Here is a 14,566-nt window from a genome sequence, read left to right as displayed (position 1 = left end):
ATATAAATACATTATCGTCATCAGCACGTCATCGTACCGTGAGAGTTTCCGAGCATCCTTTCGAATCATCGCCCGAATTACCCCCTACTCTGCCGATGTCCGTCCGTTATCCGCTTCTCAATCGTGAACTCGGCATCCTCGGTTTCAACGAGCGCGTGCTGGCCCAGGCGGCTGACCCGCAGATTCCGCTGCTCGAGCGGTTGCGCTTCATCTGCATCACCAGCAGCAATCTCGACGAGTTCTTCGAAGTCCGGATGGCCGGCCTTCAGGAACAGATCCGCGACAACCCCGGCGCACTGACGCCTGACGGCATGTCGTTACAGCACGCTTACGATCTCGTCGTCGAGCGCGCACAACGGCTCGTGCACCGCCAGTACACGATGCTGCACGAAACCGTGCTGCCCGCGCTCGAACAGGAAGGCATCTACTTCCACGCGAGCGACACGTGGAACGACGAGCAGCTCGAATGGGCGCGCCGTTACTTCCTCGACGAACTGCTGCCGGTGCTGACGCCGATCGGCCTCGATCCCGCGCACCCGTTCCCGCGCGTGCTGAACAAGAGCCTGAATTTCGTCGTCGAGCTCGAAGGCCGCGACGCGTTCGGCCGCCAGGCGGTGATGGGTATCGTTCAGGCGCCGCGCGCGCTGCCGCGCGTCGTGCGCATGCCACAGGCGCTGTCGGGCTTCGAGCACGGCTTCGTGCTGCTCAGCTCGTTCATGCAGCGCTTCGTCGGCGAACTGTTCCCGCAACTCGTCGTGAAGAGCTGTAACCAGTTCCGCATCACGCGCAACAGCGAACTGTTCGTCGACGAGGACGAAATCACCAACCTGCGCGTCGCGCTGCAGGGCGAACTACCCGCGCGCCACCTCGGCAACGCGGTGCGGCTCGAAGTGTCGGCCGACACGCCGGCACATATCGTGCGCCGCCTGCTCGAGGAAAGCCTGCTCGGCGAGAAGGACTGCTATCGCGTGTCCGGCTCCGTGAATCTCGTGCGACTGATGCAGATCCCCGATCTCGTCGACCGCCCGGACCTGAAGTTCGCGCCGTTCGCCGCGTCGATCCCGCCCGCGATCGCCAACGCGCCGACGATGTTCGACGCGATCGACGACGGCGACATCCTGCTGCACCATCCGTACGAAAGTTTCCAGCCGGTGCTCGAACTGCTTCAGCAGGCCGCGAAGGACCCAAGCGTCGTCGCGATCAAGCAGACGATCTACCGGACCGGCACCGATTCGCCGCTAATGGACGCGCTGATGGAAGCCGCGCGCAACGGCAAGGAAGTGACCGTCGTCGTCGAGCTGCTCGCGCGCTTCGACGAGGAAACCAACATCAACTGGGCGTCGCAACTCGAAGCCGTGGGTGCGCATGTCGTGTACGGCGTGGTCGGTCACAAGTGCCACGCGAAGATGATGCTGATCGTGCGCCGCGTCGTGCAGGGCGGCAAGGCGACGCTGCGACGCTACGTGCACCTCGGCACCGGCAACTATCACCCGCGCACCGCCCGCCTCTATACCGACTTCGGGCTGATGACGGCCGACCAGAAGATCTGCGAGGACGTCCACCACGTCTTCCAGCAACTGACCGGGATCGGCGGCGAGCTCACGCTGCACGAGCTGTGGCAGTCGCCGTTCACGCTGCATCCGCGCATCATCGAATCGATCCGCGCGGAGATCGACAATGCACGAGCCGGCAAGCGCGCACGCATTGTCGCGAAGATGAACGCGCTGCTGGAGCCGTCGGTGATCGCCGCGCTGTACGAAGCGTCGCAGGCCGGCGTCAAGGTTGACCTGATCGTGCGCGGCGTGTGCGCGCTGAAGCCGGGCGTGCCGGGGCTGTCCGAAAACATCACGGTGCGCTCGATCGTCGGCCGCTTCCTCGAACACCACCGCATCTACTATTTCCACGCGGGCGGTGCCGAGGACGTCTATCTGTCGAGCGCCGACTGGATGGACCGCAACCTGTTCCGCCGCGTCGAAGTCGCGTTCCCGGTCCGCGAGCGCAAGCTGAAGCGCCGCGTGATCGCAGAAGGGTTGTCGGTCTGCCTCGGCGACAACCAGTCGGCATGGCAGATGCACAGCGACGGCCACTACCGCCGGCGTCGCGCGGGCAAGACGATCCGCAACGCTCAACTCGGGCTGCTTGCGAAGTTCTGTTCGTAGGCACACGGCACGCGGTTTCACGCGCCGCGGCAACAAACAAAAAAGCACAGCCCTCGGGCTGTGCTTTTTTGTTTCCGGGGGGGGGGGCCGACGTGAGGCGCCCCATCCGCATCACGCGCTCATACGCTCACGCCTCGAACGCAGCCGGCCTGATCGCGATGATCCGCGACGCCGGGAACCGCGCGGTGAACGTGCTGCCGCGCCCTTCCTCGCTCTGCACGTACAGGTGCGAGTCGTGCCGCTGCAGCACGTGCTTGACGATCGCAAGACCGAGCCCCGTGCCGCCCGTGTCGCGCGAACGGCTGCGGTCGACGCGGTAGAAGCGCTCGGTCAGCCGCGGCAGGTCGGCGGCCGGAATGCCAAAGCCGCTGTCAGTGACGGAGAACACGCCCTGTGCCCCCTCGCGCCGCCACGACACGACGATCTTGCCGCCGTCCGGCGTATAGCGGATCGCGTTGGTGACGAGATTCGCGAATGCGCTGAACACTTCGGTCTGTGCGCCCGTGACGCCGAGCGTCTCGTCGATCGTGAACGCGATCTCGTGATGCCCGTTCGACAGCGTCTGCGCATCCTCCTTCAGATGGTCGAACACGGCACGCATGTCGATCGCGTGATCCATCGGCGGCTTGCTTTCGCCCTCGAGCTTCGCGAGCACCAGCAGGTCGGTGACGATGTGCCGCATCCGCGACGCCTGCTGCTCCATCATCTCGAGATAGCGCGCGCGATCCTCTTCGTTCAGCGGCAGTTCGCGCATCGTCTCGAGAAAGCCCGACAGTACGGTGAGCGGCGTCTTCAGTTCGTGCGACACGTTCGCGACGAAGTCGCGCCGCATCGCGTCGGTCCGCTCGAGCTCCGTGATGTCCTGCGTAAGCAGCAGCTTGCGGTTCTCGCCGTACGGAAACACCTGCACTTCCAGCACGTTCTGCCGCGAGCCGCCCATCCCGCGCATCACGAGCGTCTCGTCGTAATGCTGCGCGTTCAGGTAGCGGACGAAATCCGGATGACGCACCAGGTTCGTGATGTGCTGGCGCAGGTCGCGTTTCGCATCGAGGCCGAAGTGCACCTCGGCGATCGCGTTGCACCACTCGATCTGGTCATGATCGTCGAGCATCGCGACGCCGTTCGGCGACGCCTGGATCGCCTGGATGAAGCGCGAATGCTGCTGCTCGACCTGCCGCACCTGCGCGTGCCACTGCTTCGCGAGCTTGTGCAGCCGATAGTAGATTTCGCCCCAGATGCCGGGTGCGCTCGGCACCTCGCCGTAGACGGGCGCATCGAGCAGGCGCCACAGGCGTTGCGTATGGAAGGTACTGAAGAAGCCCTGCGCGACCAGCATCACGACCGCGAACCCGAGGGCCGCGATCGGGCCGGCGAACACGCCGACCAATACGCTGATCAGCACGAGCAGCACGAGCGACACGAGAAAGCGCGCCCAGATGATGTTCATGATTCAGCGCCCGAAAGAATGAACGGCATGCCGTGGCACACGGCATGCCCGGATACGTTACGCGTGCTTGGCGAGCCGGTAGCCGCTGCCGCGCACGGTCTCGATCATCGCATCGCAGCCAGCCGGTTTCAAGGCCGCGCGCAATCGTTTGATGTGCACGTCGACGGTGCGCTCTTCGACGAACACGTGATCGCCCCAGACCTGATCGAGCAGTTGCGTGCGGCTGTGCACGCGCTCCGGGTGCGTCATGAAGAAATGCAGCAGGCGGAATTCGGTCGGGCCGAGATCGAGCTTGATCTCGCTGCCGTCGCCATGTGCGGCGACCCGGTGCGTGGCCGGATCGAGGCGCAGCCCGTTGATCGACACGACGTCCTCGGTCAGTTGCGGCGCGCGGCGGCGCAGCACGGCCTTGATGCGCGCCATCAGTTCCTTCGGCGAGAACGGCTTCGTCACGTAGTCGTCCGCACCGATCTCGAGGCCGAGCACCTTGTCCTGCTCGTCGCCACGCGCGGTCAGCATGATGATCGGGATGTGCTTGGTCCGTTCGTTGTTGCGCAGGTCGCGCGCGAACGCGATACCGGACTTGCCCGGCAGCATCCAGTCGAGCAGCACGAGATCGGGCAGCACATCGCTGATCAGGTTCTGCGCCTGCTCCGCGTTGTACGCGCGGATCGGGCAGTGACCGGCATGCTGGAGATTCACCGAGATCAGTTCGGAAATCGCGGGCTCATCTTCAACGACGAGAATGTTGCTGGGCATCGGCACCTCTTTCTTTTCCTGTGCGTGGTCGCGTTAACTGTTGGCTTCGCGGTCGAGCGTGTCGCGCGGCTGGTGCCGCACGTCCGTGCCCTTCACGATGTAGATGATGAACTCCGCGATGTTCTTCGCGTGGTCGCCGATCCGTTCGATCGCCTTCGCGATGAACAAGTATTCGAGACCGACCGAGATCGTGCGCGGATCTTCCTGCATGTACGACACGAGCTTGCGCACGAACGCGCGGAATTCCTGATCGATTTCCTTGTCGTCCTTGACGATCTGCGCGGCAGCCACCGTATCGAGGCGCGCGAACGCGTCGAGCGCGCGGCGCAGGATCGTCACGGCCATCTCGCCCGATATCTTGATCTCGGCGATGTTCACCGCGCGCGCGGCAGGCTCGTCGATCAGGCGGCGCACGCGCTTCGCGATCTTCTCGGCTTCGTCGCCGGCGCGCTCGAGGTTCGTAATCGTTTTCGAAATCGACATCAGAAGACGCAGGTCGCGCGCGGCAGGCTGCCTCCGCGCGATGATGTTGCCGCACTCCTGGTCGATGTCGACTTCCATCGCGTTCAGCGTTTCCTCGGCCGCGATCACCCTCTCGGCCGTCTCGCGGTCGAATTCGTTCAGCGCATGCATCGCGCCGACGATCTGCGACTCGACGAGTCCGCCCATTTCCAGCACTTTCGACGACACGGCATTCAGGTCCGCGTCGAACTGGCTCGACAGATGTTTATCCGACATGGTTGTTGTTCTCCGTCATCAGCCGAAACGGCCGGTGATGTAGTCTTCCGTTTCCTTGCGCACCGGCTTGATGAAGATCTTTTCGGTTTCGCCGAATTCGATCAACTCGCCCAGGTACATGTAGGCCGTGAAGTCCGAGCAGCGCGCGGCCTGCTGCATGTTGTGCGTGACGATCACGACCGTGTAGTCGCTCTTCAGCTCCGCGATCAGTTCCTCGATGCGGCCGGTCGAGATCGGGTCGAGCGCCGAGCACGGCTCGTCGAGCAGCAGCACTTCCGGACGGATCGCGATGCCGCGCGCAATGCACAGACGCTGCTGCTGGCCGCCGGACAGCCCGTAGCCGCTCTGGTTCAGCTTGTCCTTCACTTCGTTCCACAGCGCGGCCTTCGTCAGCGCCCACTCGACTCGGTCGTCCATCTCCGAGCGCGTGAGCTTTTCGAACATCTTCACGCCGAACGCGATGTTGTCGTAGATCGACATCGGGAACGGGGTCGGCTTCTGGAACACCATGCCGATTCGCGCACGCAGCAGCGAGATGTCGCGCTTGGTGGTCAGCAGGTTCTCGCCGTCCATCAGGATTTCGCCCTCGGCGCGCTGCTCCGGATAGAGCGCGTACATCTTGTTGAACGTACGCAGGAGCGTCGACTTGCCGCAGCCCGACGGGCCGATGAACGCCGTCACCTTCCCTTCGGGAATGCGCAGGTTGATGTTCTTCAACGCGTGGAACTTGTTGTAGAAGAAGTTGAGGTTGTTGACCTCGATCTTCGCGTTCAGCGGCGCCAGCGGACGACCATGCGCCGCATCTTGCGTGCCGGCGGGCGCAGCGGTGCGCTCGACGGGATTCAGGTGGCTTTCTGCCATATTCATCGGATTGCTCCGCCGTTACTTTTTCGAGAAGATCGAGCGCGCCAGGACGTTGAGTCCGAGCACCCCGAGCGTAATCAGGAACACGCCCGCCCATGCGAGCGACTGCCATTCCGCGAACGGGCTCATCGCGAACTTGTAGATCGTGACGGGCAGGTTCGCCATCGGCTGACTCATGTCCCACGAGAAGAACTGGTTCGACAGCGCGGTGAACAGCAGCGGCGCCGTTTCGCCGGCAATCCGCGCGACCGCGAGCAGCACGCCCGTCACGATCCCGCCGACCGATGCGCGCAGCGTGATCTTCATCACCATGCGCCACTTCGGCGTGCCGAGCGCGACGGCCGCTTCGCGCAGCGCGTTCGGCACGAGCTTCAGCATGTTCTCGGTCGTGCGGATCACGATCGGAATCTGCAGCAGCGCGAGTGCGATCACGCCGGCCCAGCCCGAGAAGCGGCCCGACTTCGCGACGACGATCGCGTATACGAACAGGCCGATGACGATCGACGGCGCCGACAGCAGGATGTCGTTGATGAAGCGGATCGTGCTCGCGAGCAGGTTCTTCTGGCCGTATTCCGCGAGATAGACGCCCGCGAGGATGCCGATCGGCGTGCCGACCAGCGTGCCGAAACCGCACAGCAGCAGGCTGCCGACGATCGCGTTGGCCAGACCGCCGCCTTCCGTGTTCGGTGCCGGCGTCGACTCGGTGAACAGTTGCAGCGACAGGCCGCCGATGCCGAGATGCACCGTCGTGTAGAGAATCCACACAAGCCACAGCAGGCCGAATGCCATCGCACCGAGCGACGCGGTCAGCGCGATCGCGTTGGTGACCTTGCGCTTGCGTTGCAGGCGGTTGCGCATCGCGTCGAGCGCGGCGCCGTTCGGCCCCGGGAAATTCATGATGGACTCGCTCATTTCTTGCCCTCTCCCTTCTCGAGACGAAGCAGCAGCAGTTTGGAGATGGACAGCACGATGAACGTGATCACGAACAGGATCAGGCCCAGTTCCATCAGCGCGGACGTATGCAGGCCCGGTTGCGCTTCCGCGAATTCGTTCGCGAGCGCCGACGTGATGCTGTTGCCCGGCGCGAACAGCGACACGCTGTCGAGCAGGTTCGTGTTGCCGATCACGAAGGTCACGGCCATCGTTTCGCCGAGCGCGCGGCCGAGGCCGAGCATCACGCCGCCGATCACACCGGTCTTCGTATAAGGCAGGACGACCTTCCACATCACTTCCCACGTCGTGCAGCCGATCCCGTACGCCGATTCCTTCAGCAGAACGGGCGTGACTTCGAACACGTCGCGCATCACCGACGCGATGTACGGGATGATCATGATCGCGAGGATCACGCCAGCCGCGAGGATACCGATGCCGATCGGCGGCCCGGACGTCAGCGGACCGAGCACCCACACGTCCTTGAAGATGCGGCCGATCGGCTTCTGGAAGTATTCGGCGAAGATCGGTGCGAACACGAGCAGGCCCCACATGCCGTACACGATCGACGGAATCGCGGCGAGCAGCTCGATCGCGATGCCGAGCGGGCGGCGCAGCCACACGGGGGACAGTTCAGTGAGGAACAGCGCGATGCCGAAACTGACCGGCACCGCGATGACGAGTGCAATGAGCGACGTCACGAGCGTGCCGTAGATCGGCACGAGTGCGCCGTAGACATCCGAGTTCGGATCCCACTCGGATTGCCACAGGAAGCCGAGGCCGAACTTCTCGATGGTCGGCATCGACGCAATGATCAGGGAAACGATGATCCCGCCCAGCAGCAGCAGGGTCACGATCGCGGCAAGCCGTGCGAGGCCGCCGAACAGAACGTCACCGAGACGGCTCGGCGCACGTTGCGACGCGGCGTCGGCGGACCGGGAGGACGAATAGGAAATTTCAGACATGGGTGCCTGTTCTCGATCGCCGGGCGCCTTGACGCCCGGCCTTACCGCACACACTGCCCGACCGGCACGGCCGGGCAGCGAACCGCTGCAATGCTTACTCCGCGGCGACCGGCTTGCCCGATGCGTCCGTGACCTTCGTCTTCCACTGCTTGCGGATTTCCGTCTCGACCGACGCCGGCAGCGAGATGTAGTCGAGGCTGTCCGCTGCCTTCTCGCCGTTCTTGAACGCCCAGCTGAAGAACTTCAGCGTTTCCGCGCCCTGCTCCGGCTTGTCCTGCTTCGCGTGCAGCAGCACGAACGTCGCGCCGACGACCGGCCATGCTTCCTTGCCCGGCTGGTTCGTCAGGATCTGGTAGAACGACTTCGACCAGTTCGCGCCGGCAGCAGCGGCCTTGAACGTTTCCGTCTTCGGCTCGACCACCGTGCCCGTCGAGTTCTTCAGGGCCGTGTAGACCATGTTGTTCTTCTTCGCGTACGCCCACTCGACGTAGCCGACTGCGCCCGGCAGGCGCTGCACGAACGCTGCGACGCCGTCGTTGCCCTTGCCGCCCGTGCCCGTCGGCCAGTTGACCGTCGTGCCTTCGCCGACCTTCGACTTCCACTCGTCGTTGACCTTCGACAGGTAGTTCGTCCAGATGAAGCTCGTGCCCGAGCCGTCAGCACGGCGAACGACGGCGATGTCCGTGTCCGGCAGCTTGACCTTCGGGTTCAGTGCGGCAATCGCCGGATCGTTCCACTTCTTGATCTTGCCGAGGTAGATGTCGCCGAGCACCGGGCCCGACAGCGTCAGTTCACCGGCCTTCACGCCCGGCACGTTGACGACCGGCACCACGCCGCCGACCACCGTCGGGAACTGGAACAGGCCTTCCTTCGCGAGTTCGTCATCCTTCAGCGGAGCGTCCGAACCGGCAAAATCGACCGTCTTCGCATTGATCTGCTTCAGGCCGCCCGACGAACCGATGCCCTGGTAGTTCACCTTCGCGCCGCCGGACTGCTGGTAGTCTGCAGCCCATTTCGTATAGATCGGCATTGCGAACGTGCTGCCTGCGCCCGTGATGTCGGCAGCTTGCGCGGCGACTGCGAAAAGCGCGCCAGCCAGGCCGGCAATCGCGGTTTGCATCAATTTCATGAGACCTCCAGTGTGTGAGCGGATGACTACGGCACCGCGAAGGTTAGGGGCTCCTCATGACGATAATGTGACAATCGATGAAACTGGCGTGACAGTAACATGACTACTTGAAAGGGTATATCGGGCCCGCGCGGGCAGCCGCGCAGGCGCGGCGCGGCGGGGGACGGCGGCAAGAATTGCCGGCCGGAAAGGAGCGCCCCGAAGTCCCTGACGAAGGTGTGCGGGCGATCATGTCGCTGCGGAAGCAGACGGCCAGCCCTTGCCTGTACGCTGCCGCGACTGAGGGTCGAATGGTTTCTTCTGCGGATGAAATTCGCGCCGAAGCCCCCCTCTATTTAATGGCGCAAACCTTTGCGTCTGACGAATTGCGGCGCCCGGAGGCGCCGCAAGTCCAATCACCGGAGGGGGCGGCGCGCACGGTCGGACCGTCGCGCGCCACCACCGATCCGGCTTAGCTCGTCGCCACGCGCACCGCGTCGGCGATCGCTTCCGCGTGACGGGTCGCGTCGGCCGCATGCTGCGCCTCGACCATCACGCGCAGCACGGGTTCGGTGCCCGATGCGCGGATCAGCACGCGGCCGCGGCCGGCAAGCGCGCTTTCGGCCGCGTCGATCGCCGCGCGAATCGATGTGCTGCCCTTCCAGTCGGCGCCCGGCTTCATCCGGACGTTGATCAGCTTCTGCGGGAACAGCGTGACGCCGTCGAGCATCTGCGCGAGCGTGCGGCCGCTGCGCTTGAGCGCAGCGAGCACCAGCAGCGCCGACACGATGCCGTCGCCGGTCGAATGACGGTCGAGCGACAGGATGTGGCCCGAGCCTTCCGCGCCGAGCTGCCAGCCACGCTCGCGCAGCTGTTCGAGCACGTAGCGGTCGCCGACCGCCGCGCGCACGAACTGCACGCCCTCGCGCTGCAACGCGACCTCGACCGCGAGGTTCGTCATCAGCGTGCCGACCGCGCCGTCGACCTTGCCGGCGGTCGCGATCCGGTCCTTCACGAGTACGTAGAGCAGCTCGTCGCCGTTGTACAGCCGGCCCGTCGAATCGACGACCTGCAGGCGGTCCGCATCGCCGTCGAGCGCGATGCCGAGATCCGCATGGTTCGCACGGACCGCGCGCACCAGTGCATCGGGCGCCGTCGCGCCGACACCGTCGTTGATGTTGAAGCCGTTCGGCGCGACGCCGATCGGGATCACGTCCGCGCCGAGCTCGTGGAACACGTGCGGTGCGATCTGGTACGCGGCGCCGTGCGCGCAGTCGATCACGAGCTTCAGCCCGCGCAGGTCATATGCGGCCGGGAAGGTGCTCTTGCAGAACTCGATGTAGCGGCCGGCCGCGTCGTCGAGGCGGCGCGCCTTGCCGAGCCTGTCCGACGATGCGCATTCGAGCGGTTTGTCGAGCCACGCTTCGATCGCGGCTTCGGTATCGTCGGGCAGCTTGTTGCCGTCCGCGGAGAAGAACTTGATCCCGTTGTCCTGATACGGGTTGTGCGATGCGCTGATCACGACGCCGGCCGACAGGCGCAGCGCGCGCGTCAGGTACGCGACGCCCGGCGTCGGCATCGGACCGGCAAGCATCACATCGACGCCGGCTGCCGAGAAGCCGGCCTCGAGCGCGGCCTCGAGCATGTAGCCCGACACGCGCGTGTCCTTGCCGATCAGCACCGTCGGACGCGCACCCGCCGCGACGTCGGCCGTGCCGGCCAATACCTTGCCGGCTGCATAGCCGAGACGCAACACGAAATCAGGCGTGATGGGCGCCTCGCCCACCGTGCCGCGAATGCCGTCCGTGCCGAAATATCGACGTCCCATGGCGAACCTTCCTCCTTCGTCTTTCTGTTCTGACTTATCGTTGCCGCGCGGCTTCGCGCACGGCGTTCCAGACCTTCAGCGCATCGACCGTCGCCGCAACGTCGTGCACGCGCACGATCGCTGCACCGCGCCCGACCGCGCACAGCGCGGCCGCCACGCTCGCCGCGACGCGCTCCATCGGCGGCTTGCCGCCGATCACCGCGCCGAGCATCGACTTGCGCGACATGCCCGCGAGAATCGGATACGCGTGCCCGTCGGGCCGCGCGGGCGCCGTGTCCTGCAATGCGGCCAGCAGCGCGTAGTTGTCTTCGACCACCGCCTTGCCGAACCCGAAACCGGGATCGACGCAGATTCGTTCCGGCGCGATGCCCGCGTCGCGCAACGCTTGCGCACGCGCGGCGAGAAAGTCGCGCACGTCGGTCACGACGTCGCCGTAGTCAGGTTCGCCAACCTGCATCGTCTGCGGCTCGCCGAGCATGTGCATCGCGCACAGCCCGCTGTTGCCGTCGCGCACCGCGTCGATCGCGCCCGGCTGGCGGAAGCCCCAGATGTCGTTGATCAGGTCCGCGCCGGCCGCGAGCGCCGCACGCATCACGGCCGGCTTGTAAGTGTCGACCGACAGCGGCACGTTCAGCGGCCGCAGCGCTTCGACGAGCGGGATCACGCGCGCGAGCTCCTCGTCGAGCGGCACGGGCGGCGCGCCTGGGCGCGTCGACTCGCCGCCGATGTCGATCAGGTCGACGCCTTCGGCGATCATCCGCTCGGCCTGACGCAGCGCATCGTCGCGCGCGAGGAAGCGGCCGCCGTCGGAAAACGAATCGGGGGTGGCGTTGAGAATGCCCATCACGAGCGGGCGCTCAAACGTCAACGAGAAGCGACCGCACTGGAGCGGCGCGGGAATGAACGCGGAAACAGCGGAATCGGACACGGACGGGAGGCGTTGATGAATGCAAAACGGGCCGGTGTGAAGCCACACCAGCCCGTGAACGGTACTACAGCGGAAGTCAGGCCGGCGAAGCAGGCGCCGGCGCATTGCCGGGCTTCACTTCGGCGGTCGTGCCGCCACCCGACGAGTCGCCGCCGACAGCCGGCGAACTCTTCGGCGAGCGCGGCGGACGCCCTTCCATGATGTCGTTGATCTGATCGGCGTCGATCGTTTCCCACTCCATCAGCGCGGCCGTCATCGCCTCGACCTTGTCGCGGTTCTCTTCGAGCAGGCGGCGCGCAAGGCCGTACTGTTCGTCGAGCACGCGGCGAATTTCGCCGTCGACCTTCTGCTGCGTCGCTTCCGAGATCGTGCGCGTGAAGCCGCGGCCGAACGGGCCGTTATCGCTCTCGTCGTCGACGTAGACCATCGGTCCGAGTGCGTCGGTCATGCCGAAACGGGCCACCATCGCGCGCGCCGTCTGCGTCGCCTTGTTGAAGTCGTCCGACGCGCCGGTGCTGATCAGGTTCAGGAACAGCTCCTCGGCCACGCGGCCGCCGAACAGGATCGCCAGGCGGTCGAGCAGATAGTCTTTCGAGTACGTCTCGTTGTCATGCTCCGGCAACTGCCACGTGACGCCCAGCGCGCGACCGCGCGGGATGATCGTGACCTTGTGCACCGGGTCGGCCTTCGGCAGCAGCTTCGCGATCACCGCGTGGCCCGACTCGTGGTAAGCCGTCGCGCGCTTCGCTTCTTCGCGAATCACCGCCGACTTGCGCTCCGGACCCATGAAGATCTTGTCCTTCGCGTCCTCGAAATCCTGCATCTCGACGATGCGCTTGCCACGGCGGGCGGCAAACAGCGCCGCTTCGTTCACGAGGTTCGCGAGATCGGCGCCCGAGAAGCCCGGCGTGCCGCGTGCGATGACCGCTGCGTCGACGTCGTTCGCGATCGGCACCTTGCGCAGGTGCACGCGCATGATCTGCTCGCGGCCGCGGATGTCCGGCAGACCGACATAGACCTGGCGGTCGAAACGGCCCGGACGCAGCAGCGCCTTGTCGAGCACGTCGGAACGGTTGGTCGCGGCGATCACGATCACGCCCGAGTTCGCCTCGAAGCCGTCCATCTCGACCAGCATCTGGTTCAGCGTCTGCTCGCGCTCGTCGTTGCCGCCGCCCATGCCGGCGCCGCGATGACGACCGACCGCATCGATTTCGTCGATGAACACGATGCACGGTGCGTGCTTCTTCGCCTGCTCGAACATGTCGCGCACACGGGCCGCACCGACGCCGACGAACATTTCGACGAAGTCGGAACCCGAGATGCTGAAGAACGGCACCTTCGCTTCACCGGCGATCGCGCGGGCGAGCAGCGTCTTGCCGGTACCCGGGGGGCCGACGAGCAGCACGCCGCGCGGAATGCGACCGCCCAGCTTCTGGAATTTCTGCGGGTCGCGCAGGAAGTCGACGAGCTCGGACACTTCTTCCTTCGCTTCGTCGCAGCCGGCGACGTCGGAGAAGTTGACCGCGTTGTTGTTCTCGTCGATCAGCCGCGCGCGCGATTTCCCGAACGAGAATGCGCCGCCTTTGCCGCCCCCCTGCATCTGCCTCATCATGTAGAACCAGAACACGATGATCAGGATCGTCGGCCCGAGGTAATACAGCGCGGACATCAGCGCGTTCGGCTCGTCGTCGGCCTTGCCGCTGACCTGCACGCCGTACTTCATCAGATCGCCGACCATCCAGATGTCGCCGGGCGACACGATCTGGTATTTCTGGCCATCAGCCGGAGTGACGGTGAGGTTGCGCCCCTGCACGACGACGTTCTTGACCTTGCCGTTCTTGGCGTCGTCCATGAACTGCGAATAGGACACACCTTCCTGGACGCGGGGCTTGTCGAACTGCTTGAACACCGTAAACAGCACCAGTGCGATCACCAGCCACACTGCTGCCTTCGAAAACATATTGTTGTTCAAAGCACCACTCCTTCACTCGTAGACGAGCGCCTACATTTTCCTTGCGGCGCTCCTCGGTCATTCTAATCCAGTCCGACCACCCCTGCCATAAGCATTGACAACCGTCGCGATAGCGATTCGCTTGCCTGGCAAGGGCCGGAGCCCGTTTGCGGCACCGCGCTCCGCGTCACCGCGGATGCTTGAGCTGCCGGCCCAAAATGAACGTTTCGGACGATTTGTCGCGCGACGCCTTCGGTTTGCGTGGCGCGACGACCTTAAACTGCTGTTTGAACTTTTCGACGATCTGGCTGTAGCCGCTGCCGTGGAAACATTTCACGAGCAGCGCACCGTCCGGCTTCAGATGGTTCTGCGCGAATTCGAGCGCCAGATCGCACAGATGCTCGATGCGCGCCGCGTCCGCCGAGGCCACGCCGGAGAGGTTGGGGGCCATGTCGGAAATAACAAGGTCCACCGAGCGACCTTCGAGCACTTCTTCGAGCCGGTGGAGGACGTCGTCCTCGCGGAAATCGCCCTGGAGGAAGTGGACGTCGGCAATCGGCTCCATCGGCAGGATGTCGAGCGCCACGATCGTGCCGTCGATGCCGCCTTCGCGCTCCGCGTCACGCTTCTTGCCCTGCGCGAGCTTGTTGCGGGCATACTGGCTCCAGCTGCCCGGCGTCGCGCCGAGGTCGACGATCACCTGGCCCGGACGGATCAGCTTGTCCTGCTCGTCGATTTCCTTCAGTTTGTACGCGGCACGCGCGCGATAGCCCTCCCGCTGCGCCATTTTGACGTACGGGTCGTTGATGTGGTCGTGCAGCCAGTGCTGGTTAAAGCGGTTTTTTGCCATTCGAGAGAGAGATTGCTGCTATTTGCTTCGTGAAGCCGT

General features: G+C 64.8%; 12 protein-coding genes. 1 reads left to right on the top strand and 11 read right to left on the bottom strand.

The genetic code is table 11. The features are described from left to right. Nucleotides 1-95 precede the first annotated feature (95 nt). Complete coding sequence (ppk1, locus tag AC1Z3W_RS24860) at nucleotides 96-2,159, top strand: polyphosphate kinase 1 (protein ID WP_057927910.1); 2,064 nt, start codon at nucleotides 96-98, stop codon at nucleotides 2,157-2,159. A 127-nt stretch (nucleotides 2,160-2,286) separates the two neighbouring features. On the opposite strand, the gene phoR is transcribed toward ppk1, so the two are convergent. The 11 genes from phoR to AC1Z3W_RS24805 all read right to left on the bottom strand — a co-directional run bounded on the left by phoR (nucleotide 2,287) and on the right by AC1Z3W_RS24805 (nucleotide 14,527). Continuing rightward, a complete protein-coding gene (gene phoR, locus AC1Z3W_RS24855) occupies nucleotides 2,287-3,606 on the bottom strand; it encodes a phosphate regulon sensor histidine kinase PhoR (RefSeq protein ID WP_057927909.1) in 1,320 nt (439 codons plus the stop codon). 57 nt (nucleotides 3,607-3,663) lie between these two features. Continuing rightward, nucleotides 3,664-4,365, bottom strand: coding sequence for a phosphate regulon transcriptional regulator PhoB (gene phoB / locus AC1Z3W_RS24850; RefSeq protein WP_006750313.1), 702 nt, complete (start codon nucleotides 4,363-4,365; stop codon nucleotides 3,664-3,666). A 33-nt stretch (nucleotides 4,366-4,398) separates the two neighbouring features. Next, nucleotides 4,399-5,103, bottom strand: coding sequence for a phosphate signaling complex protein PhoU (gene phoU / locus AC1Z3W_RS24845; RefSeq protein WP_057927908.1), 705 nt, complete (start codon nucleotides 5,101-5,103; stop codon nucleotides 4,399-4,401). A gap of 18 nt (nucleotides 5,104-5,121) precedes the next feature. Next, entirely contained in the window at nucleotides 5,122-5,970 is an 849-nt protein-coding gene (gene pstB, locus AC1Z3W_RS24840; RefSeq protein WP_057927907.1) for a phosphate ABC transporter ATP-binding protein PstB, read from the bottom strand. Between the two features lie 15 nt (nucleotides 5,971-5,985). Continuing rightward, nucleotides 5,986-6,879, bottom strand: a complete 894-nt coding sequence (gene pstA, locus AC1Z3W_RS24835; protein ID WP_057927906.1) for a phosphate ABC transporter permease PstA — start codon at nucleotides 6,877-6,879, stop codon at nucleotides 5,986-5,988. Next, complete coding sequence (pstC, locus tag AC1Z3W_RS24830) at nucleotides 6,876-7,862, bottom strand: phosphate ABC transporter permease PstC (RefSeq protein ID WP_057927905.1); 987 nt, start codon at nucleotides 7,860-7,862, stop codon at nucleotides 6,876-6,878. The genes pstA and pstC overlap by 4 nt, the downstream gene beginning before the upstream one ends. Before the next feature lie 94 nt (nucleotides 7,863-7,956). Then, on the bottom strand, nucleotides 7,957-8,991 hold the full coding sequence (pstS, locus tag AC1Z3W_RS24825) for a phosphate ABC transporter substrate-binding protein PstS (RefSeq protein WP_057927904.1): 1,035 nt from the start codon (nucleotides 8,989-8,991) through the stop codon (nucleotides 7,957-7,959). Nucleotides 8,992-9,442: 451 nt separating this feature from the next. Next, complete coding sequence (gene glmM / locus AC1Z3W_RS24820) at nucleotides 9,443-10,798, bottom strand: phosphoglucosamine mutase (RefSeq protein WP_057927903.1); 1,356 nt, start codon at nucleotides 10,796-10,798, stop codon at nucleotides 9,443-9,445. A gap of 34 nt (nucleotides 10,799-10,832) precedes the next feature. Continuing rightward, on the bottom strand, nucleotides 10,833-11,726 hold the full coding sequence (folP, locus tag AC1Z3W_RS24815) for a dihydropteroate synthase (RefSeq protein WP_483508613.1): 894 nt from the start codon (nucleotides 11,724-11,726) through the stop codon (nucleotides 10,833-10,835). A 76-nt stretch (nucleotides 11,727-11,802) separates the two neighbouring features. After that, nucleotides 11,803-13,698: an ATP-dependent zinc metalloprotease FtsH gene (gene ftsH / locus AC1Z3W_RS24810; RefSeq protein WP_057927901.1), complete on the bottom strand. Its 1,896-nt coding sequence runs from the start codon at nucleotides 13,696-13,698 to the stop codon at nucleotides 11,803-11,805. A gap of 166 nt (nucleotides 13,699-13,864) precedes the next feature. Continuing rightward, entirely contained in the window at nucleotides 13,865-14,527 is a 663-nt protein-coding gene (locus AC1Z3W_RS24805; RefSeq protein ID WP_124833265.1) for an RlmE family RNA methyltransferase, read from the bottom strand. Nucleotides 14,528-14,566: the final 39 nt, after the last annotated feature.

The sequence above is a fragment of the Burkholderia sp. 10_S31 genome, assembly GCF_056930375.1.
Note: the sequence above shows the minus strand (reverse complement) of the source record. Positions and strands in the feature narration are given on the sequence as shown.

What these genes read in the sequence shown, in the direction of transcription:
- AC1Z3W_RS24805 (WP_124833265.1), bottom strand. Translation starts at nt 14,527, where the DNA reads ATGGCAAAAAACCGCTTTAACCAGCACTGGCTGCACGACCACATCAAC.
- pstA (WP_057927906.1), bottom strand. Translation starts at nt 6,879, where the DNA reads ATGAGCGAGTCCATCATGAATTTCCCGGGGCCGAACGGCGCCGCGCTC.
- glmM (WP_057927903.1), bottom strand. Translation starts at nt 10,798, where the DNA reads ATGGGACGTCGATATTTCGGCACGGACGGCATTCGCGGCACGGTGGGC.
- ppk1 (WP_057927910.1), top strand. Translation starts at nt 96, where the DNA reads ATGTCCGTCCGTTATCCGCTTCTCAATCGTGAACTCGGCATCCTCGGT.
- pstS (WP_057927904.1), bottom strand. Translation starts at nt 8,991, where the DNA reads ATGAAATTGATGCAAACCGCGATTGCCGGCCTGGCTGGCGCGCTTTTC.
- pstB (WP_057927907.1), bottom strand. Translation starts at nt 5,970, where the DNA reads ATGAATATGGCAGAAAGCCACCTGAATCCCGTCGAGCGCACCGCTGCG.
- phoU (WP_057927908.1), bottom strand. Translation starts at nt 5,103, where the DNA reads ATGTCGGATAAACATCTGTCGAGCCAGTTCGACGCGGACCTGAATGCC.
- pstC (WP_057927905.1), bottom strand. Translation starts at nt 7,862, where the DNA reads ATGTCTGAAATTTCCTATTCGTCCTCCCGGTCCGCCGACGCCGCGTCG.
- phoR (WP_057927909.1), bottom strand. Translation starts at nt 3,606, where the DNA reads ATGAACATCATCTGGGCGCGCTTTCTCGTGTCGCTCGTGCTGCTCGTG.
- phoB (WP_006750313.1), bottom strand. Translation starts at nt 4,365, where the DNA reads ATGCCCAGCAACATTCTCGTCGTTGAAGATGAGCCCGCGATTTCCGAA.